This is a genomic window from Mycobacterium sp. 2-64 (genome assembly GCF_035918375.1).
In the GTDB taxonomy this organism is placed as follows: Bacteria; Actinomycetota; Actinomycetes; order Mycobacteriales; family Mycobacteriaceae; genus Mycobacterium; species Mycobacterium intracellulare.
In genome coordinates, this window is sequence record NZ_CP142361.1 from 1,370,893 (window position 1) to 1,388,585 (window position 17,693).

Here is a 17,693-nt window from a genome sequence, read left to right on the forward strand (position 1 = left end):
GGCGCGGCAAGCTGATCCGTCCGCGAGAAACGCCGAACTACGGATAGGCTGTTGGGAACAAGGGAGGATGGACGTCATGTCCACACAGAATTGGTGCGACGCACCCGAGATTCACCCGTCGCAGATCCGGGTCGGCGACGTCATCGGCACGCGCCGCCCCACGGAACTGCGCCTGACCGTCAAGATGATCAGTGGTCCGCAGAGCGGTCCGCGGCAATGGACATTCTTCAGCCGCGACGACAACGGCCAACAGCGCACCAGCACGTTCGGCGAGGACGACGTGGTTCGCAGATACGCCAAAGCGGCATGACGATGCCGTAGATTCGTGCCAAACGCCAAGGGCGCCAACGGATCTAGGATTCCGCGGCGATGGCGATCGACTTCGTTTCCAGGTAACCGTCGAGGCCTTCGGGCCCGAGTTCGCGGCCGTAGCCGCTGGCCTTGACGCCCCCGAAGGGCGCGAACGGATCCATCGTGTAGCCCTGGTTGACGCCGACGGTCCCGGTGTGGATGCGGGTGGCCATCGCCAGCGCACGGTCGCTGTCGTTGCTCCACACCGAGCCGGCCAGGCCGTAATCGGAATCGTTGGCGATCGCCAGCGCCTCCTCGTCATCGCGGTAGGGGATGACGGTGATGACGGGCCCAAAGATCTCCTCCCGGGCGATGCGCATCGAATTGTCGGCCGCCGCGAACAGGGTGGGCCGGACATACCAGCCGCGGTCGAGTCCGTCGGGCATGTCGGTGCCGCCGATGACGACGCGCGCCCCCTCGTTCTGGCCGATCTCGATGTAGTCGCGAACGCGTCGCTGCTGGCGCCGGGACACTAACGGACCGAGCTGGGTGTCGGGATCGTTGGGATCGCCGACGCGAAGGCCGGCCATCTCGGCGGCGAGCGCGTCGACGTACTCGTCGTGGCGCCCCTGCGGCACCAGGACCCGGGTGAGCGCATTGCAGATCTGGCCGCTGTTGGACAGGCTCGCGGATCGCACCCCGGCGGCCACCTTGTCCGGCGATGCGTCGTCGAGAACCAGGGCGGCGGACTTGCCGCCGAGTTCCAGGCTGACTTTGGTGAGGTTGACCGCACACGATGCGGCCACCGCCCGCCCCGCCGCGGTGGAGCCGGTGAACGACACCTTGTCGACGCCCGGGTGGGCGACGAGGTAGGCGCCCAGCGCACCGTCGCCCGGCAGGATGCTGACCACGCCCGGCGGCAGGCCGGCTTCGGCGATCATCTCGCCTAAAAGCAGCGCGTCCAACGGGCTTTCGGGGGCGGGTTTGAGCACGACGGCGCAGCCGGCCAACAGCGCGGGCACCAGTTTGGTGACGATGAGGAACTGGGGCATGTTCCAGGGCACGATCGCCGCGACGACGCCGACGGGTTCCTTGCGGACGTGCACGTCGCTTCCGAAGAACCCGGGCCTGGTCTCCTGCCACGGGTGCCGTTCGGCCAGGTCGCAGAACGCGCGCATCATGAATGCCGGCAGGCCGACCTGGGCCCGCTGGGCGAAGCTGATCGGGGCGCCGATCTCGGCCGTGATCGTGGTGGCCATCTCCGCGCGGCGTCCGTCGTAGATGTCGGCCAGGCGCCGGATCGCGGCGACCCGTTCCGCCGGCTCGCTGCGGCCCCAGGGCCCGAAGGCCGCGCGCGCCGCCGCCACCGCCGCGTCGACGTCGTCGGATCCCGCCGCATTGACCTCGGCGATCGGTTCCTCGGTGTGCGGAGAGATGACGTGCAAGACGCCGGCCTGCGGCCGCGCCCCATCGCTTCCGGCGATCTGCACTGCGGGGTGATGGTCCATCCGCGCCTCCCGGGGCCAGTATCAACTACTTGCTATTGGTGACACGAGGATATACCGTCGGCCGTGACGGAGCCCTCAGGGATCGGTGAAACCGGTGCGCGGGTGGTTGTTTTCGCGCAGGCATTGCTGCAGTTTCGCTGAGATTGGACTGCTAAGGAGCGATCATGGCTCGATTTCCTAAACCGCCGGAGGGGAGCTGGACCCAGCATTACCCGGAATTGGGCACCGAGCCGGTGTCCTACCGGGACTCGATCAGCCCCGAGATCTATGAGTTGGAACGTGACGCCATCTTCAAGCGTGCCTGGCTCAATGTCGGTCGTGTTGAACAGCTTCCGCGCAAAGGCAGTTACCTCACCCGCGAGCTGAAGGTTGTCAACACCTCAATCATCTTGGTGCGCACCACGTCTGGCGACATCAAGGCTTATCACAACGTGTGCCGGCATCGCGGCAACAAGCTGGTGTGGAACGACATGCCGCAGGAAGAAACAGCCGGGGTGTGCCGGCAGTTCACCTGCAAGTACCACGGCTGGCGCTACGACCTGGACGGCAACCTCACCTTCGTGCAGCAGGAGGAGGAGTTCTTCGACCTCGACAAGGGCCGCTACGGGCTGGTGCCGGTGCACTGCGACGTGTGGGAAGGGTTCATCTTCGTCAACTTCGCCAAGAAGCCCGAGCAGTCGCTGCGAGAGTTCCTCGGACCCATGATCACCGGGCTGGAAGGTTATCCCTTCGACAAGATGGTCTCGCGCTGGTGCTATCGCTCCGAGGTCAAGGCGAACTGGAAGCTCTACATGGACGCGTTCCAGGAGTTCTATCACGCGCCCGTGTTGCACGCGAACCAGTCACCGACCGCGTACTCGAAGGCGGCCGCCGAGGCGGGTTTTGAGGCCCCGCACTACCGGCTGGACGGGCCGCACCGGCTGGTCAGCACCTCGGGGGTGCGCGCCTGGGAAATGGCCGACGAGATGCGCAAGCCGATGGAGGACGTCTGCCAGAGCGGGCTGTTCGGGCCATGGGACAAGCCCGATCTGGGCCCGATGCCCGAGGGGCTCAACCCGGCGAAATGTGATCCGTGGGGGCTGGATTCGTTCCAGCTGTTCCCCAACTTCGTCATCCTGTTCTGGGGCCAGGGCTGGTATCTGACCTACCACTACTGGCCGACGTCCTATAACAGTCACCTCTTCGAGGGCACGCTGTACTTCCCGGCGCCGCGCACCCCGCGTGAGCGCGTCGCTCAGGAACTGGCGGCGGTGTCGTTCAAGGAATACGGGCTGCAGGACGCCAACACGCTGGAGGCGACCCAGACGATGCTCGAATCCCAGGTGATCGACGAGTTCTTGCTGTGCGACCAGGAGGTCCTGATCCGTCACCTCCACAAGGAGACCGCCGCCTGGATCGATGACTATCGCCGGACGACGAGCGCGGGGGTGTGAACGAGATGCCGATGCTGCCCGCCGAGTTCGCCGACCTCGAACCGTTCGCCGACTGGTGCCTGGCGAGCGAACCCGAACGTTACGCCAAGAGGCTGGCCAGTTCCATGGTCGAAATGAAGGCCTTCTACGACGCGATCACCCCGCGGGCCGAGGAGGCATTGTCGTTCTGCGACAAGTTTTCTCTCGACGACCTGCCGGACGACGTTCTGAATCTGATGCACCTGCTCTACTCCATGATCATGGTGTCGTTCCCGGTGGAGTGCTGGAAGCAACCCCGCGTCCCCGACTCGGGTGCTTCGACCCTGGACTGCGTGTCCGAGCCGGTTCCATGACCGAGGCGATCGTCCTGCGGGCGGCGCGGTGGGCCGACGTCGTCACGGGCCGGATCCACGCTCCGGCGGTGATCGTGGTCGACGGCGAACGCATCTCCGCGATCAATCCCGAAGGGCCGCTGCCGGACTCGGCCACCATCGTCGATCTCGGCGACGTGACGCTGCTGCCGGGCCTGATGGACATGGAGCTCAACCTGCTCATCGGCGGACCCGGCGGGCCGGAGGGCCTGCCGTCGCCCATGCATGGCGTGCAGGACGACCCCGCCTATCGCACGTTGCGCGGGGCGGTCAACGCGCGCACCACCCTGGAGGCCGGGTTCACCACGGTGCGCAATCTCGGGCTGATGGTCAAGACCGGCGGGTATCTGCTCGACGTGGCGCTGCAGCGCGCAATCGACCAGGGGTGGCACGTCGGGCCTCGCATCTATCCCGCCGGCCATGCCGTCACCCCGTACGGCGGGCACCTGGACCCGACGGTCTTTCAGCGGTTGGCGCCCGGGGTCATGCCGCTATCGGTGGCCGAGGGCATCGCCAACGGCGTACCCGACGTGATCGCCTGCGTGCGTTACCAAATCCGGCACGGCGCCAAGCTGATCAAGGTGTCGGCCTCGGGCGGGGTGATGTCGCACAGCACCGCGCCCGGCGCGCAGCAGTACTCCGACGCCGAGTTCGCCGCGATCGCCGACGAAGCCCACCGGGCTGGAGTCCGCGTGGCCGCGCACGCCGTCGGGGACACCGCGGTCCAGGCCTGCATCCGCGCGGGCATCGACTGCATCGAACACGGCTTTTTGGCCAGTGACGAAACGATCCAGATGATGGTCGACCACGGCACCTTCCTGGTCTCGACCACCTACCTGACGGAGGCCATGGCCATCGACCGCATCGCGCCGGAGCTGCGCAAGAAGGCGCTGGAGGTGTTTCCGCGCGCAAAGGCCATGCTGCCCAAGGCGATCGATGCGGGCGTCCGGATTGCGTGCGGCACCGACGCGCCGGCCATCCCGCACGGCCAAAACGCCAAAGAACTGGGTGCGCTGGTGCAGCGGGGCATGACTCCCGCGCAGGCAATCCGGGCGGCCACGGTGGTGGCCGCCGAGCTGATCGACGCTGACGACGAGTTGGGCAGGCTGGCGCCCGGCTATCTCGCGGACATCATCGCTGTGCCGGGAGACCCGTTCGACGACATCGCCAAGACGCTCGAAGTCCGTTTTGTCATGAAGAACGGACAGATCTACAAAAGCCCCGCGGCCTGACGGAGGCAGGTATGGAACTCACCGACAACATCCTGTGGCTGCTCAAGCAGGCCTTCTATTACTCCCTGACCACCATCAACGAGGCGATGCGCGAACACGGCGTGAGCACCGCCCAGATCGGTGTGCTGCGCCAATTGGCCAACGAACCCGGGTTGTCCGGCGCCGAATTGGCGCGGCGGCTGCTGATCAGCCCGCAAGGCGTCCAGCTCGCGCTCACCGCGTTGGAACGCCGTGCCCTGGTGGAAAGGAAGCAGGACCCCCAGCACGCGCGCATCCTGCGGGCCTACCTGACCGGCGAGGGCCGCAAAGTCGCCGAAACGGTGGTCAGTGACGCGATCGCCGCACACCAGGAGGTGTTCGGCGTGCTGACCGAGGAAGAGCAGCGGACCCTGCGCGAATTGCTGGGCCGCGTGGTCGAAAAGGGCACCGGCCATGAGCTGTTCGACGATCACGTCGACGGATGACGTGACCAATATCTAGTACTTGAGACTAATCGCAAGTAGTTGATACTCTGACGGAGATGGGCGATCACCACAGCACAGCCAACGCCGGTCCGGCGACCGTGACCGGCGGCGCAGCGGGCGCTGTCGACATGGCCGATGCCCCGGAAGGCTTTGTGCCGCTTCGGGTCAAGCACGTGATACCCGAAACCCGCGACGCCGTGTCGATCGTTCTCGATGTTCCCCGGGGCAGCGCGGCACGGTTCGGCTACCAAGCCGGGCAATTCCTGACGCTGCTGGTCCGCGTCGACGGGCGCGAGTACCGGCGCTGCTACTCGATGTCGTCATCCCCCGCGGTCGGTGAAGACCTGCGCATCACGGTCAAACGCGACCGCGGCGGCGCGGTGTCCAACTGGCTCAACGACACCGCCGCACCCGGCGACCTGCTCTACGCCCTTCCACCGCAGGGACGCTTCGTCTTGAACGACACCGGCCGGGACCTGGTCGCGTTCGCCGGCGGAAGCGGCATCACGCCGGTGTTTTCGCTGTTGCGCACCGCGCTGGTGTCCGGCACGCGCGGCGCGCGGTTGTTCTACGCCAACCGAAACCGGGACGCGGTGATCTTCGACGAGGCCCTCAAAACGCTGGAAAAGCGCCACGCGGACCGTTTCGTCCTGCACCACCATCTCGACGACCAACGCGGCTTCGCCACCCAGGCGGACATCGCCGCGTTCGTCGAGAACACCGACGGCGCCGACTTCTACGTCTGCGGGCCGAACGAGTTCATGGACACGGTGCGAACCGCCCTGGGCGCGGCGGGCGTGCCCACCGGCCGCCTGCACATCGAGCATTTCGACGTGACCGACGTGGCCGCGGCGGCGCCGCCGGAGACCGACGCGGTCACCGACGAGGTCACCATCGTGCTGGACGGATCGACGACCACCGCGCCGTACTACGCGGGCAACACGCTGTTGCAGACAGCCCGTATGGCGGGGCTGCGGGCGCCGTCCTCGTGCGAAATCGGTTCGTGTGGAACGTGTATGGGGCGCCTGACGCAGGGTAGCGCCCGGATGATCAACAACGATGCGCTCGACCAGGATGAGGTCGACGACGGCTGGGTGCTGACGTGTCAGGCCGTGCCGACCAGTCCCACGGTGCGGGTGGTCTACGAATGAGCGATAGGGCGGCGGATGCGATGACCAGGGTGGCGGTGGTGACCGGCGGCGCCTCAGGCATGGGCGAGGCGACGTGTCACGAATTGGGCCGGCGCGGCCTCAAGGTGGCCGTCCTCGATGTCAACGAGCATGCGGCGCAACGCGTCACCGACGGCCTGCGCGCCGAAGGCGCGACCGCGCTCGCAGTGGGCGCCGACGTCACCGATCGGTCCGCCGTCGAGCAGGCGTTCGCGAAGGTGCGCAGCGAACTGGGACCGGTGACGGTCCTGGTGACCAGCGCCGGGATGTTCGGGTTTTCGCCCTTCTTGGACATCACCGCCGCATCCTGGTCGCGGATCATCGATGTCAACCTGACCGGCACGTTTCATTGCTGCCAGGTCGCGCTCCCGGACATGGTGGAGGCGAACTGGGGGAGAATCGTGATGATCTCGTCGTCGAGCGCCCAGCGCGGATCCCCGTTCGCCGCCCACTACGCGGCGTCCAAAGGCGCGGTGATCACGTTGACCAAGTCGCTGGCCCGCGAATACGCGGCGAACGGGATCACCGTCAACAACATCCCGCCCTCGGGCATCGAGACCCCGATGCAGCACCAGGGCCAGGCCGCCGGGTACCTGCCCTCCAACGAGCAGATCGCCAGCAATATCCCGGTGGGCTACCTGGGCACCGGGGCCGACATCGCGGCCGCGGTGGGCTTTTTGTGTTCGGAAGAAGCGAGGTACATCACCGGTCAGGTCTTGGGCGTCAACGGCGGATCGGTGATGTGATAGTGAGGATGCGATGACGAGATCAGGCCGGCCGCCGGAAGGCTCCTGGACCGAGCACTACCCCGAATTGGGCACGGGCCCCGTCTCTTTCAGGGATTCCACGTCCCGCGAGTTCTACGAACTCGAGCGGGAGGCGATCTTCAAGCGCGCGTGGCTCAACGTCGCCCGGGTGGAGGAATTGCCCCGCGTCGGCAGCTACCTGACCAAAGAGATCGAAGTCGTCGGGGCGTCGGTGATCGTGGTCAAGGGCAAAGACGAGCGAATCCGCGCCTTCTACAACGTGTGCCGGCATCGCGGAAACAAGTTGGTGTGGAACGACTATCCCGGCGAGGAGACCCGCGGCACCTGCCGGCAGTTCACCTGCAAGTACCACGGCTGGCGCTACGACCTGCAGGGCGCGCTGAAGTTCGTGCAGCAGGAATCGGAGTTCTTCGACCTCGATCCCGCGAAGTATGGGCTGCGTCCGGTGCACTGCGACGTGTGGAACGGCTTCGTCTTCATCAACTTCGACACCGAGCCGCGCCAGAGCCTGCGCGAGTTCCTCGGCCCGATGATCACCGGGCTGGACGACTATCCGTTCGGGAAGCTGACCGAACGCTACGACTGGGTGGCCCACAACAACAGCAACTGGAAGATCTTCGCCGACGCCTTCCAGGAGTACTACCACGTGCCGTCGCTGCACTCGCAGCAGGTGCCGGCGGAGGTGCGCGACCCCAACGCCGGATTCACCTGCGGGCACTTCCAACTCGACGGCCCGCACCGGCTGGTCTCCACCGCCGGGCGGCGCCGCTGGCTGTTGCCGCCGGAATACATGTACCCGATCGAGCGCGCCACCCGCAGCGGGCTGGTGGGGCCGTGGCAGACCCCGGACATCGGCGAGCTGCCGGCCGGGCTCAACCCTGGTGGGATCGAGCCCTGGGGGATCAGCAATTTCCAGATCTTCCCGAACATCGAGATTTTGATCTACGGCGGATGGTATCTGCTGTACCGGTACTGGCCCACCTCGCACAACACGCACCGGTTCGAGGCGTACACCTACTTCCACCCGGCGAGCACCGTGCGCGAGCGCATCGAGCACGAGGTCGCCGCGGTGGTGCTCAAAGAGTTTGCGCTACAAGACGCCGGAATGCTCGGCGGGACCCAGGCGGCGCTGGAATACGGCATCGTCGACGACTTTCCCCTCAACGACCAAGAGATCTTGGTACGCCACCTGCACAAGGTCGTCGTCGATTGGGTCGAAGCCTATCGCCGCGAACAGGATCCGGTGGGGGTGTGACCATGCATCCCATGTTGCCCAGCGCATTCGCCGAGCTGGAGGACTACGCCCAAACCTGGTGCCTGGCAACCGAAACCGAGCGCTGGAACGCCCGGGTCGGCGCGTCGATGCCGCAGCTACTCGACTTCTACAACGCGTTTTTTCCGCGCCTCGAAGAGGCCATCGACTACTGCGACAAGTTTCCGCTCGACAACCTGCCCGACGATGCGCTCAACCTGTTGCACATGATCTATTCGCTGGTCATGGTCGCCATGGCGGTGGAGATCATGCATCAACCGGCCCCGGTCGACGCCGCCGACGCGGTCATGACCCGGACCGGCTGGCCGGTGCCCTGATTCATCCCTCTCCGGAAAGGAGCGACCATGGGTCTGCTCACCATCACCAAACTCACCGAGTCCGTCGGCGCCGAGGTCGCGGGCCTGGGGCCCACCGAGCTGGCCGACGACTCGGTCGGCGCGGCGGTGTTGGATGCGTTGGAAGACAACGGCGTTCTGGTCTTCCGCGGCCTGCACCTCGATCCTGTGGCCCAGGTCGGCTTCTGCCGCCTCCTCGGCGAGGTCGATCACTCCTCGGACGGCCATCACCCGGTGGCCGGGATCTACCCGATCACGCTGGACAAGTCCAAGAACGCCTCGGCCGCCTACCTGAAGGCCACCTTCGACTGGCACATCGATGGCTGCACGCCGCTGGGCGACGAATGCCCCCAGAAGGCCACGGTGCTCTCGGCGGTGCGGGTGGCCGAATGGGGCGGGGAAACCGAGTTCGCCAACAGCTACGCCGCCTACGACGACCTGACCGATGAGGAGAAGCAGCGGTTCGGCACGTTGCGCGTGGTGCACTCGCTGGAAGCGTCCCAGCGCCGCGTGTATCCCGATCCCTCCCCGGAACAGGTGCAGCGCTGGCGATCTCGGCGCACGCATGAGCATCCCCTGGTGTGGACGCACCGCAGCGGCCGCAAATCACTCGTGCTGGGCGCCTCCGCGGACTACGTCGTCGGCATGGAGCTCGACGAGGGCCGCGCCCTTTTGGACGAGCTCCTGGCGCGCGCGACGACGCCCGAGAAGGTCTACAGCCACAGCTGGTCGGTCGGGGACACCGTCATCTGGGACAACCGCGGGGTGCTGCACCGTGCGGCCCCGTACGACCCGGACTCCCAACGCGAAATGCTGCGCACCACCGTGCTCGGCGACGAGCCGATCGAATGACCACGGACGGTCGTCACCCGCTGCGCCTGACGCCGCTGCCCGCCGGGGAATGGGACGAGCGCGCCCGGGAATCGCTGGCATCCCTGATCCCCACCGAGCGGGCGAATCCCGTTGGCGCGGGCAATGTTTTGTCCACCCTGGTCCGCCATCCCGACCTGACCGCGGCCTACCTGCCGTTCAACGCGTACCTGCTGACCCGATCGACGCTGTCGCCGCGGGTGCGAGAAGTCGCGCTGCTTCGCGTGGTGCACCGGAGCAAGTGCGGCTATCTGTGGTCGCACCACCTCCCCATCGCCGCGCGAGCGGGGCTGTCCGAATCCGAGATCGACGACATTGGGACCGGCCGCTGCGCCGATGAGACCGACCGGGCCGTGATCGCCGCCGTCGACGATCTCACGGCCGACAGCACGGTCGCCGAGACGACCTGGGATGACCTGTGCCGCTTGTTCACCGAGCAGCAATGCATGGATCTGATCTTCACCATCGGTGGCTACCTGCTGCTGGCCTTGGCCGTCAACACTTTCGGCGTCCAAGACGAGGCGCACCACTGAGATCAGATTTTCAGGTAACCCTTGTCGGCGGGGATCTGCGCGGCGGTGACGAGCGAGGACGCGTCGCTGGCGAGCCACAGCACGATGTCGGAGACCAGGTCCGGGTCGGCGAGTGAATCGGTGGGCAGCGCGCCGGGGGAGAAGCTGTGAATGTAGGTCTGGTGGTCGGCGAAGAGCTGCCACATCGAGGGGTCGTTGCCCATCGGGGTGTCGGTGCCATACGGGTGCACCGAGTTCACCCGGATGCCGTGCTCGCCGAGCTCGACCGCCAGGGAGTTGGTCATGCCGACCACACCGAACTTGCTGGCGCAGTAGTGACCACACCCCGGTACGGCCTTCACGCCCGCGGCCGAGCTGATGGTGATGATCGAGCCCCCATTGCCGGCCTGAATCATCGCGGGCACAGTGGCTTTGATGGTGTTCCACACACCGGTCAGGTTGACGTCGAGGACGTCCTGCCATTGCTGCGCCGAGATCTCCCAGAGTCGGCCCCAGTTCAGCACGCCGGCGTTGGCGACGACGATGTCGAGGCGGCCGAATTGGGTGATCGCCTCGTCGACCACCCGCTGTTGCCCCGCGGCGTCCCGGACATCGACTTGGTCGGCCAGCATCTTGCGGCCTTCGCTTTCCACCAGGCGCGTCGTCTCGGCAAGGTCCTCGGGTGTCGAGGCCGGATAGCCATTGTGCGCCGCGACCGGGGCGCACGCGTCGATGGCGACGATGTCGGCGCCGGCCCGCGCCAACCGGACGCAATGGGAGCGGCCCTGCCCACGCGCGGCGCCGGTGACGAAGGCGACTCGACCGGCCAGGGGAGTGTCGTTGGCGCTCATGCGATTTGGGCCTTCCGTGTCGGGGTGGCGGTGGGATTGCGGGATCAGCGCTGGGGCAGCGGGCGGGAACGCACCAGCGTCGGCCACCAGAACCACGGCCCGAGGATGCGCAGGATGCACGGCACGACGAACGAACGCACGATCAGGGTGTCGAGCAGCAGGCCGATGCACACGGTGGAACCCACCTGACCGATGGTCCGCAGATCGCTGGTGAGCATGGCCAGCATGGTGAACGCGAACACCAGGCCCGCGGATGTGACCACGCCCCCGGTGCTGCCGAGCGCGCGGATGAGACCGGTGTGGATGCCGCCGTGCAACTCCTCTTTGACCCTGTTGATCAGCAGCAGGTTGTAGTCCGACCCGACGGCCACCAGGATGATGAACGTCAGCGGCAGGACCAGCCAGTGCAAATGCAGGCCCACGAGGTGCTGCCAGAAAAGTATGGACAGGCCGAACGCGCCGGCGTAGGAGAAGGCCACCGTTCCGGGAATCACCAACGCCGCCACCAGACTTCGCGTGATGAACATCATGATCAAGAAAATCAGCACAAACGCCGCGATCGCCGCGATCAGCAGGTCCGACATCGCGTATTGCTTGATGTCCTTGTCGTTGGACCCCGAACCGCCGATGTAGACCCGGGCGCCGGCGAGAGAGGTCTCCTTGAGGATCGTCTTGATCGCGTCGGGGAACTGTTCGACGTGCTCCACCCCTTCGGGTCCCATCGCGTCGCCCTCGTGGGTGACGATGAAGCGGGCCGCCTTGCCGTCGGGCGACATCATCAACTTCATGCCCGTCTTGACGTCCTCGTTGTCGAAACCCTCGTGCGGGATGTAGAAGTAGTCGTCGCTGCGGGACCTGTCGAAGTCGTTGCCCACGTTGATCAGGTCGTCGAACGTCTGGTCGGTCTGGATGGACTGTAGATCCGCCGACCCGTAACTGTTGACCAACTTCAACTGCAGCGCCTCGGTGTCGTCGGCGGTGGCTTTCAGTTGGGCGATGATCTGCGGGAACGCCTTGTCCACCTCCGTGAGCGAGATCCTGGCGTGGTTGATGTCCTCGGCCAGGTGGTCGATGTGGTCGATGGTGTCCCACAAGGATCGGAACGCCCAGCAGATGGGGATGTCGAAACAGTGCTTCTCCCAATAGAAGTAGCTCTTGATCGGGCGGAAGAAGTCGTCGAGATTCGAGACTTCCTCGTTCATCTCTTCGCTGACCCGTTGCAGGTCCTCCACGGTGAGCACCGTCTGGTGCAATTCGTCGGACACCTTTTGGAAAAAGCCGATCTCCTTTCGCAACACCGCGACGGAGTGCGCCTGGATCTCGGCCTGCGCGTCGGTGTTGGAGTTCTGCTCCCTGTTGAACGGGAGTTGTTGGCCGTTGCCGCTGCCCTGCGTGGTGAACAGGTACGGGATGCTGGCGTGCTCGAGCGCCCGGCCCAGGGGCCTGGTCATGCCCTGCACCATCGCCACGCCGTGCAACCGGATCAGGGCCTTGGCGACCCGGTCCAGCGAGATGAAGTCGGCCGAATTGCGCATGTCGTGGTCGGTTTCGACCATCAGCATCTCGGAGAACAGCTTGCTCTTGGGAAAGTGTCGATCCGCCGCCTGGAAACCCAGGTTGGCGGGCGCGCCGGCCGGCTGGTACTGCCGGTCGTCGTAGTTCTGCCGGTAGGTGGGGACGAAGATCGCCCCGATCATGACGACCGCGGAGCTGGCCGCCAGGATGGGCACCGGCCAGCGCACCACGCTCGCCCCGATGCGCCGGTACAACAGTCCCTTGGTGCTGGTTCTCGGGTCGAACATCCCGAACAGGCTGCCGACGGTCAACACCGCCGGGCCCAGCGTCATCGCCGCGGCGATGGTGAACAGCATCGTGATCGCGACGGCCGGCCCCATGGTGTGGAAGTAGTTCAGGCGCGCAAACGTCAAGCAGTAGCACGCGCCGGCGATCGTCAGGCCGGACCCGATGATGATGGGTGCGACGCCCTTGTAGGCGATGTAGAAACTGTCCTCCCGGCTTTCGCCGGCCTGCCGCGCCTCGTGGTATCGGCCCATCAGGAATATGCCGTAATCCGTCCCCGCGCCCAGGGTCAGCGCGATGACGATGTTCACCGCGAACGACGACAGTTCGATGTACCCGTAATGCCCCAGGGTCGAGACGACGCCCTTGGCGACGAGCATCTCGATGAGGACGCCGAGCAAGGGCACCAACAGGGTTGAGGGCGTGCGGTACACGAGCAGCAGCATCACGACGATGAGGATGATCGTGACGATGGTGACGTTGTTCAGGCTGGCGTTGGCGATGGCGAGGGTGTCGGAGGCCAGCGGGGCCGCGCCGCTGACATAGACCTTGAGCCCGGGTGGCGGGGTGTCCTTCCTGATGATGTCGCGGACGGCGTCCACCGACTGGTTCGCCTGAATCTGGCCGATATCGCCGGCGAGACGCAGCAGCACGTAGGTGCACTTGCCGTCGACGCTTTGCGCCCCCGCCGCCGTGAAAGGCTTGCCCCACAAATCCATCACGTATTGCACGTGTTTGGTGTCGTTTTGGAGGCGGCGCATCAGGTCGTCGTAGTACCGGTGATCCTGGTCTCCCAGTTGCCGGTTCGCCTCGAAGACCACCATGGTCAGGTTGGTCGAGTTCGATTCCTGAAACTTTTCGCCGATGTGCAACAGCGCCCGCTGGGAGGGGGCGTAGTGCGGGACCATGGGCCCGGCGAGTTCCTCTGCGACCCGTTCCACTTGGGGCATAAAGGTATTCGTCGTGACCGCGAGCAGGCCCCAGAAGAAGATGATCGGTATCGCGAAAGCGCGGACCATCCTGGGGATGAACGGGCGCTTGACCCCGGGCTCATCGGAGCGATGCTCGCTCATGCCGATTTCACCCTGCACTGGACGTCGGCGTCCTGATGGTCATCCGACTGTTCGTCGCGGACTACGCCATTGACCAGCATCCGGCAGCCGACCTGGCCGCCATGAACGTGCACCGAAATGCTGCCGGACGCCACCGTGAGTGTGGTGGTCTCCGTGTGGGTCCACGGCAGGGTCGTGAAATCAACCTGATGCGGGTGGCCCTCGATGTCGATGTAGACGAGCTTGCCGCCCTGCCCGGGGGAGCCGAACACCTCATAGGTGATCCGTTTGGGGTTGAACTGCTCGGGGGCCTGCGGACCGTTGACGGTGACGACCGGCTCCGGCTCGGAGAACTGGTGCACCTTGTACATGCACAGCAGGCCCACACCGACCGCGACGACGGCGACCAACGGCATCCAGATTCGCGCCAGGACAGTCCGCCCGACTGAACGAGGGCCCACTCGATCACCTCTGAAGAATCCGTTTTGCACATCGTGTTCTGCCGCGGCCCCGGCCTCGGAGCCCATACGGATAGTAGACGGTCATGTACTCAACGGACAGAGTCAAGGCAGTTTCTGCAGCCGGCGCTTCAGACTCGCGCTGCGGCGCAGCTGAATGGCCAGGTTCGTCGAGGTCAGCATGGGGATCACGCCGAGGAACGTGCGCTCGGAAGGCGTCGCTCCATGCAGGTGGTACAGGCTGCCGAAGACGAAAAAACAGCTCAACATGAACAGGGCGCCGGGGATGCACAGGGCCATCACCGACCGACGATCGGCGACGACCTGCCTGGCGTAGTCCACCTCGTCCTGCGACATCGGTTCGCGTTTGCGCACCTTGTGCAAAACCGCTTTAGCGCTGCCGATTTCCTCGCTGATCGGCAGGGTCGGCCGGCGCTCCAGGCGATTGACGTAGAAGCCGGCGACGGCCGCCAATAGCACTGCCAGCGCGAGGCTGATCGCGGTCAGAAGGCCATACAGACTCGCACTCATTCTCAGTCCCTGCTCTCCGCCGACGCACGAGGCGAAAACTTTCCGGAGAACGCTACCCCAATCGTCGCGGCGCGACGTCAGGGCTTTCCGGAGTCCCGGTCCTTGAGCACATCGCGGATGACCATCCCCAGCAGGAACAGCAGGGCGAGCGGAACGAGCAGCTTGAACACCGTCGACGCGTGGCTGTACAGCAAGCCGTAGGCGATCGTTCCGATCAGCACCATGGCGAGCAGGATGCCGCGATTGATCTTGTTCGTACTCATCGGGAAGACCTCACTTGTCGATTGGCTTGCGGTGCTTGCGATTTCGGCGCACGACGATCCAGAGCAGCGCGCCCATCGCCAGGGCGATGCCGGAAATGACCAGCGTCACCTTCAGCCAGGCCCAGTCGTCGTGCTTCTCGTGGGCGACCGCAGAGGTGGCCACCGGCGCGTTGGCGGGGACGTCGAGGGCGGCCAGCCTGCTGACGAACGCACTGGTGGTCGCGTACGGGTCGGGTCCGTGCTCGGTGGCCGACTGATTCATCAATTCATCGACGCGGTCCGCAATGACTTTGGGCACCTTGTAGGCACGGACGTGGTAGCCGTGCGAGTCGATGACGACGATGACGCCGCTGAACTTCGGCTCCCGCGCCGACATCGCGCCGTGGATGGCATCCGCCGTGGTCACACCGCTGTTGCCGGGCGCCACCGCTGCCACCCAGACCGGTGGCTGGGGGCTCCACGTCCACGGACCGGCGAGGATCTGCCGATTCAGTTCGCCGACATTGCGCAGCGGCGGCCTGGCCCCGGGGTCGGTCACCACATGCGTCTCGGCGTTGAAGTGGGCCACCAGCTCGTCGGTGTAGGCGTCGGCCGAGGCGCGCGGAGCGAGCAGCAATGCCAGCGCCATGGTCAACGCAACGAGGGCGAGGCCACGGAATCGAAAGGTCACTTTTCTCCTGCCACGAGTCGTTGCGTCGATCCTGGCTGCTGCCCTCAGTGGGCGCCACTCAAATTGAGCGTGACGACACCCGCGATGATCAGGCCGACGCCGACGACCTTGGTCAACGATATCGACGAGCCCAGGAACAGCACGGCGATCAACACGATGAGGGCCGTGCCGATGGCCGACCACAACGCGTAGGCGACGTCGGTCTGCATGCCGCGCGAAATCGAGACCGCCAGCAACGCGAACGAGATGGCGTAACCGATCAGGCAAACCACGGTCGGCCAGAGTCGAGAGAAACCTTCGGTGCTCTTGAGCAGGCTGGTCGCCACCACTTCCGCGAAGATCGCGCCGAGCAGGTACAGGTAGGTCAACATGCCCGACAACGCTAGCCGCGGGTACGGCGAACCTGACACACTGATCACCCTGGCGCGGCGTCCGTTCGGAAAGGAGTTGCGTGCGATGGCGTTTCCCGCTCACGTGTTGAGCCTCGACGTCAGCGGCGCGATCGGCGAGCGGGCATCGCTGGCGGCGACCTATTACCCGGCGCGCGCGGGCAACGCCGCGGCCGCCGTCCTCGTCTGCCTGCCGGGCGGCACCTACAGCCGCGAGTACTGGGACCTCGAGATTCCCGGCCACGACGGGTACAGCTTCGCCGAATTCGCCACCGGCGACGGCTACGCGGTCGTGACGATCGATCCGTTGGGCACCGGCGAAAGCTCGCAACCGGCCCGCGACTTCGACTTCGCCGACATCGCCGCCACGCTGGCCTGCGCCGTGGCGGCTCTGCCGGACACCATCGGCGTCCACGCGCCGCCGGTGGCCGTGGCGCATTCGCTGGGCGGCTACCTTGCCCTCACCCAGCAAGCGCTGTTCCCCAGTTACTCCGGCATGGCGCTCCTCGGGTGCACCAATCGGCACGTCGCGCCGCTGAACCTCGATGCGGCGCTCATCGCTCGCGCCGGATCCCCGCAGGGGCGCGCCGAGCTCGCCCAGGAAATCCTTTCGGCCTTGCCGCAGCCGTATTTCGAGGGCCCGCGCGAGCATCTGCAGAGCTGGTTTCACCTCGCCGACGTTCCCGCGGCCGTCGTCGCCGCCGACTCCGTAACCGCCAAGTCGGTGGTGCCGCGGGTGTTCGGCACGGCGATGATCCCCGGCATCGTGGCCGACCATGCGGCGCGCATCGACGTCCCGGTGCTGGTCGGTTTCGGCGCCGTCGACGTCTCACCGGATCCCCGCGCCGAGGCGGCGCTGTACCGGAGTTGCCCCGACATCACCACGGTGGTGTTGGCCGACAGCGCGCACTGCCACAACATGGCGTCGAGCCGGCACCGGCTGTGGCGGCGACTGCTGGACTGGACCGCGACCGTAACGTGTGGATCGTGACGAAGGGTCTCGACCGCCGCCTGGCCCGCCACGCCCCGGCCGTGTTGTCCGCGTTTCGCCTCGTCTACGGCCTGCTCTTCGCCGCGTACGGGTCGAGGAGCCTGTTCGATTGGCCCGTCCGCTCGCCCGTTGTCGTCGCGTTCGGATCCTGGCCCGGCTGGTATGCCGGCCTGATCGAGATCGTCGCCGGCCTGCTCGTCGCCGCCGGGTTGTTCACGCGCACCGCCGCATTCATCGCGTCGGGCGAGATGGCGGTCGCCTACTTCTGGATGCATCAGCCCATGGCCCTCTGGCCCGTCGCCGACCCGCCCGGGGGCAACGGCGGCGCGCTGTCCATCCTCTTCTGCTTCGCGTTCTTCCTGCTGGTCTTCATCGGCGGCGGCCCCTACTCGCTCGGCGCGGCGCGCGGCAGGAGGCTTCCCCTCAACCGGCGATAATGGCATTCTCTGATGCGGAGAAGCCATTTCCGATGACGGCGGTTCCG

Annotated in this window: 21 protein-coding genes; 13 read left to right on the forward strand and 8 right to left on the reverse strand. The window is 66.0% G+C overall.

Annotated features, from left to right (window positions below):
- Window positions 1–76 precede the first annotated feature (76 nt).
- The gene (locus tag QGN31_RS06605; protein ID WP_026071254.1) at window positions 77–310 is read left to right on the forward strand and encodes a hypothetical protein; all 234 of its coding nucleotides are present in this window, start codon (window positions 77–79) and stop codon (window positions 308–310) included.
- Window positions 311–353: 43 nt separating this feature from the next.
- Here the strand turns inward: QGN31_RS06605 and QGN31_RS06610 are convergent, their stop codons facing one another.
- Window positions 354–1,799, reverse strand: a complete 1,446-nt coding sequence (locus QGN31_RS06610) for an aldehyde dehydrogenase (RefSeq protein ID WP_014385535.1) — start codon at window positions 1,797–1,799, stop codon at window positions 354–356.
- Between the two features lie 164 nt (window positions 1,800–1,963).
- Between QGN31_RS06610 and QGN31_RS06615 the strand changes: the two genes are divergently transcribed.
- The 10 genes from QGN31_RS06615 to QGN31_RS06660 are packed head-to-tail and all read left to right on the forward strand — an operon-like array spanning window position 1,964 to window position 10,225.
- Window positions 1,964–3,232: an aromatic ring-hydroxylating oxygenase subunit alpha gene (locus QGN31_RS06615; RefSeq protein ID WP_014942713.1), complete on the forward strand. Its 1,269-nt coding sequence runs from the start codon at window positions 1,964–1,966 to the stop codon at window positions 3,230–3,232.
- The gene (locus tag QGN31_RS06620) at window positions 3,229–3,564 is read left to right on the forward strand and encodes a hypothetical protein (protein ID WP_008259272.1); all 336 of its coding nucleotides are present in this window, start codon (window positions 3,229–3,231) and stop codon (window positions 3,562–3,564) included. The genes QGN31_RS06615 and QGN31_RS06620 overlap by 4 nt, the downstream gene beginning before the upstream one ends.
- Window positions 3,561–4,814: a metal-dependent hydrolase family protein gene (locus QGN31_RS06625; RefSeq protein WP_014385533.1), complete on the forward strand. Its 1,254-nt coding sequence runs from the start codon at window positions 3,561–3,563 to the stop codon at window positions 4,812–4,814. Before QGN31_RS06620 ends, QGN31_RS06625 begins: the two co-directional genes overlap by 4 nt.
- A gap of 11 nt (window positions 4,815–4,825) precedes the next feature.
- Window positions 4,826–5,278 (forward strand): MarR family winged helix-turn-helix transcriptional regulator, encoded by a 453-nt coding sequence (locus QGN31_RS06630; protein WP_008259268.1) that lies wholly within the window; start codon window positions 4,826–4,828, stop codon window positions 5,276–5,278.
- A gap of 56 nt (window positions 5,279–5,334) precedes the next feature.
- Window positions 5,335–6,429 (forward strand): ferredoxin--NADP reductase, encoded by a 1,095-nt coding sequence (locus QGN31_RS06635; protein ID WP_014385532.1) that lies wholly within the window; start codon window positions 5,335–5,337, stop codon window positions 6,427–6,429.
- A gap of 20 nt (window positions 6,430–6,449) precedes the next feature.
- Window positions 6,450–7,193, forward strand: a complete 744-nt coding sequence (locus QGN31_RS06640; RefSeq protein ID WP_014383055.1) for an SDR family NAD(P)-dependent oxidoreductase — start codon at window positions 6,450–6,452, stop codon at window positions 7,191–7,193.
- Window positions 7,194–7,206: 13 nt separating this feature from the next.
- Window positions 7,207–8,469: an aromatic ring-hydroxylating oxygenase subunit alpha gene (locus tag QGN31_RS06645; protein WP_009954698.1), complete on the forward strand. Its 1,263-nt coding sequence runs from the start codon at window positions 7,207–7,209 to the stop codon at window positions 8,467–8,469.
- A complete protein-coding gene (locus QGN31_RS06650) occupies window positions 8,466–8,804 on the forward strand; it encodes a hypothetical protein (protein WP_009954699.1) in 339 nt (112 codons plus the stop codon). Before QGN31_RS06645 ends, QGN31_RS06650 begins: the two co-directional genes overlap by 4 nt.
- 27 nt (window positions 8,805–8,831) lie before the next feature.
- A complete protein-coding gene (locus tag QGN31_RS06655) occupies window positions 8,832–9,674 on the forward strand; it encodes a TauD/TfdA dioxygenase family protein (protein WP_009954700.1) in 843 nt (280 codons plus the stop codon).
- Window positions 9,671–10,225, forward strand: coding sequence for a carboxymuconolactone decarboxylase family protein (locus tag QGN31_RS06660; protein ID WP_014385530.1), 555 nt, complete (start codon window positions 9,671–9,673; stop codon window positions 10,223–10,225). The genes QGN31_RS06655 and QGN31_RS06660 overlap by 4 nt, the downstream gene beginning before the upstream one ends.
- 2 nt (window positions 10,226–10,227) lie before the next feature.
- Here QGN31_RS06660 and QGN31_RS06665 read toward each other — a convergent pair whose 3' ends face one another.
- From QGN31_RS06665 to QGN31_RS06695, 7 genes are all read right to left on the reverse strand, one after another.
- Window positions 10,228–11,055, reverse strand: coding sequence for a mycofactocin-coupled SDR family oxidoreductase (locus tag QGN31_RS06665; protein WP_014385529.1), 828 nt, complete (start codon window positions 11,053–11,055; stop codon window positions 10,228–10,230).
- A 44-nt stretch (window positions 11,056–11,099) separates the two neighbouring features.
- Window positions 11,100–13,928 carry an MMPL/RND family transporter gene (locus QGN31_RS06670; RefSeq protein ID WP_014385528.1) on the reverse strand — a complete coding sequence of 943 codons (2,829 nt, stop codon included), beginning with the start codon at window positions 13,926–13,928 and terminating at the stop codon, window positions 11,100–11,102.
- A complete protein-coding gene (locus QGN31_RS06675; protein WP_014385527.1) occupies window positions 13,925–14,323 on the reverse strand; it encodes an MmpS family transport accessory protein in 399 nt (132 codons plus the stop codon). Before QGN31_RS06675 ends, QGN31_RS06670 begins: the two co-directional genes overlap by 4 nt.
- Window positions 14,324–14,470: 147 nt before the next feature.
- Window positions 14,471–14,896, reverse strand: coding sequence for a hypothetical protein (locus QGN31_RS06680; RefSeq protein ID WP_009954706.1), 426 nt, complete (start codon window positions 14,894–14,896; stop codon window positions 14,471–14,473).
- Between the two features lie 77 nt (window positions 14,897–14,973).
- The gene (locus QGN31_RS06685) at window positions 14,974–15,159 is read right to left on the reverse strand and encodes a hypothetical protein (protein ID WP_009954707.1); all 186 of its coding nucleotides are present in this window, start codon (window positions 15,157–15,159) and stop codon (window positions 14,974–14,976) included.
- A 10-nt stretch (window positions 15,160–15,169) separates the two neighbouring features.
- Window positions 15,170–15,829: a hypothetical protein gene (locus QGN31_RS06690; RefSeq protein ID WP_014385526.1), complete on the reverse strand. Its 660-nt coding sequence runs from the start codon at window positions 15,827–15,829 to the stop codon at window positions 15,170–15,172.
- A 44-nt stretch (window positions 15,830–15,873) separates the two neighbouring features.
- Entirely contained in the window at window positions 15,874–16,197 is a 324-nt protein-coding gene (locus QGN31_RS06695; RefSeq protein WP_008259239.1) for a DMT family transporter, read from the reverse strand.
- Window position 16,198: 1 nt separating this feature from the next.
- Here QGN31_RS06695 and QGN31_RS06700 point away from each other — a divergent pair, with 1 nt between their 5' ends.
- Both QGN31_RS06700 and QGN31_RS06705 read left to right on the forward strand, forming a co-directional pair.
- Window positions 16,199–17,209, forward strand: a complete 1,011-nt coding sequence (locus QGN31_RS06700; protein WP_009954709.1) for an alpha/beta fold hydrolase — start codon at window positions 16,199–16,201, stop codon at window positions 17,207–17,209.
- Window positions 17,206–17,646 carry a DoxX family protein gene (locus tag QGN31_RS06705; RefSeq protein ID WP_014385525.1) on the forward strand — a complete coding sequence of 147 codons (441 nt, stop codon included), beginning with the start codon at window positions 17,206–17,208 and terminating at the stop codon, window positions 17,644–17,646. Before QGN31_RS06700 ends, QGN31_RS06705 begins: the two co-directional genes overlap by 4 nt.
- Window positions 17,647–17,693 lie beyond the last annotated feature (47 nt).

Bases quoted from the DNA above. Each gene is read 5' to 3' on its own strand.
- QGN31_RS06605 (WP_026071254.1), top strand. From the start codon at position 77: ATGTCCACACAGAATTGGTGCGACGCACCCGAGATTCACCCGTCGCAG.
- QGN31_RS06610 (WP_014385535.1), bottom strand. From the start codon at position 1,799: ATGGACCATCACCCCGCAGTGCAGATCGCCGGAAGCGATGGGGCGCGG.
- QGN31_RS06615 (WP_014942713.1), top strand. From the start codon at position 1,964: ATGGCTCGATTTCCTAAACCGCCGGAGGGGAGCTGGACCCAGCATTAC.
- QGN31_RS06625 (WP_014385533.1), top strand. From the start codon at position 3,561: ATGACCGAGGCGATCGTCCTGCGGGCGGCGCGGTGGGCCGACGTCGTC.
- QGN31_RS06630 (WP_008259268.1), top strand. From the start codon at position 4,826: ATGGAACTCACCGACAACATCCTGTGGCTGCTCAAGCAGGCCTTCTAT.
- QGN31_RS06635 (WP_014385532.1), top strand. From the start codon at position 5,335: ATGGGCGATCACCACAGCACAGCCAACGCCGGTCCGGCGACCGTGACC.
- QGN31_RS06640 (WP_014383055.1), top strand. From the start codon at position 6,450: ATGACCAGGGTGGCGGTGGTGACCGGCGGCGCCTCAGGCATGGGCGAG.
- QGN31_RS06645 (WP_009954698.1), top strand. From the start codon at position 7,207: ATGACGAGATCAGGCCGGCCGCCGGAAGGCTCCTGGACCGAGCACTAC.
- QGN31_RS06655 (WP_009954700.1), top strand. From the start codon at position 8,832: ATGGGTCTGCTCACCATCACCAAACTCACCGAGTCCGTCGGCGCCGAG.
- QGN31_RS06660 (WP_014385530.1), top strand. From the start codon at position 9,671: ATGACCACGGACGGTCGTCACCCGCTGCGCCTGACGCCGCTGCCCGCC.
- QGN31_RS06665 (WP_014385529.1), bottom strand. From the start codon at position 11,055: ATGAGCGCCAACGACACTCCCCTGGCCGGTCGAGTCGCCTTCGTCACC.
- QGN31_RS06670 (WP_014385528.1), bottom strand. From the start codon at position 13,928: ATGAGCGAGCATCGCTCCGATGAGCCCGGGGTCAAGCGCCCGTTCATC.
- QGN31_RS06675 (WP_014385527.1), bottom strand. From the start codon at position 14,323: ATGCCGTTGGTCGCCGTCGTCGCGGTCGGTGTGGGCCTGCTGTGCATG.
- QGN31_RS06680 (WP_009954706.1), bottom strand. From the start codon at position 14,896: ATGAGTGCGAGTCTGTATGGCCTTCTGACCGCGATCAGCCTCGCGCTG.
- QGN31_RS06685 (WP_009954707.1), bottom strand. From the start codon at position 15,159: ATGAGTACGAACAAGATCAATCGCGGCATCCTGCTCGCCATGGTGCTG.
- QGN31_RS06700 (WP_009954709.1), top strand. From the start codon at position 16,199: ATGCCCGACAACGCTAGCCGCGGGTACGGCGAACCTGACACACTGATC.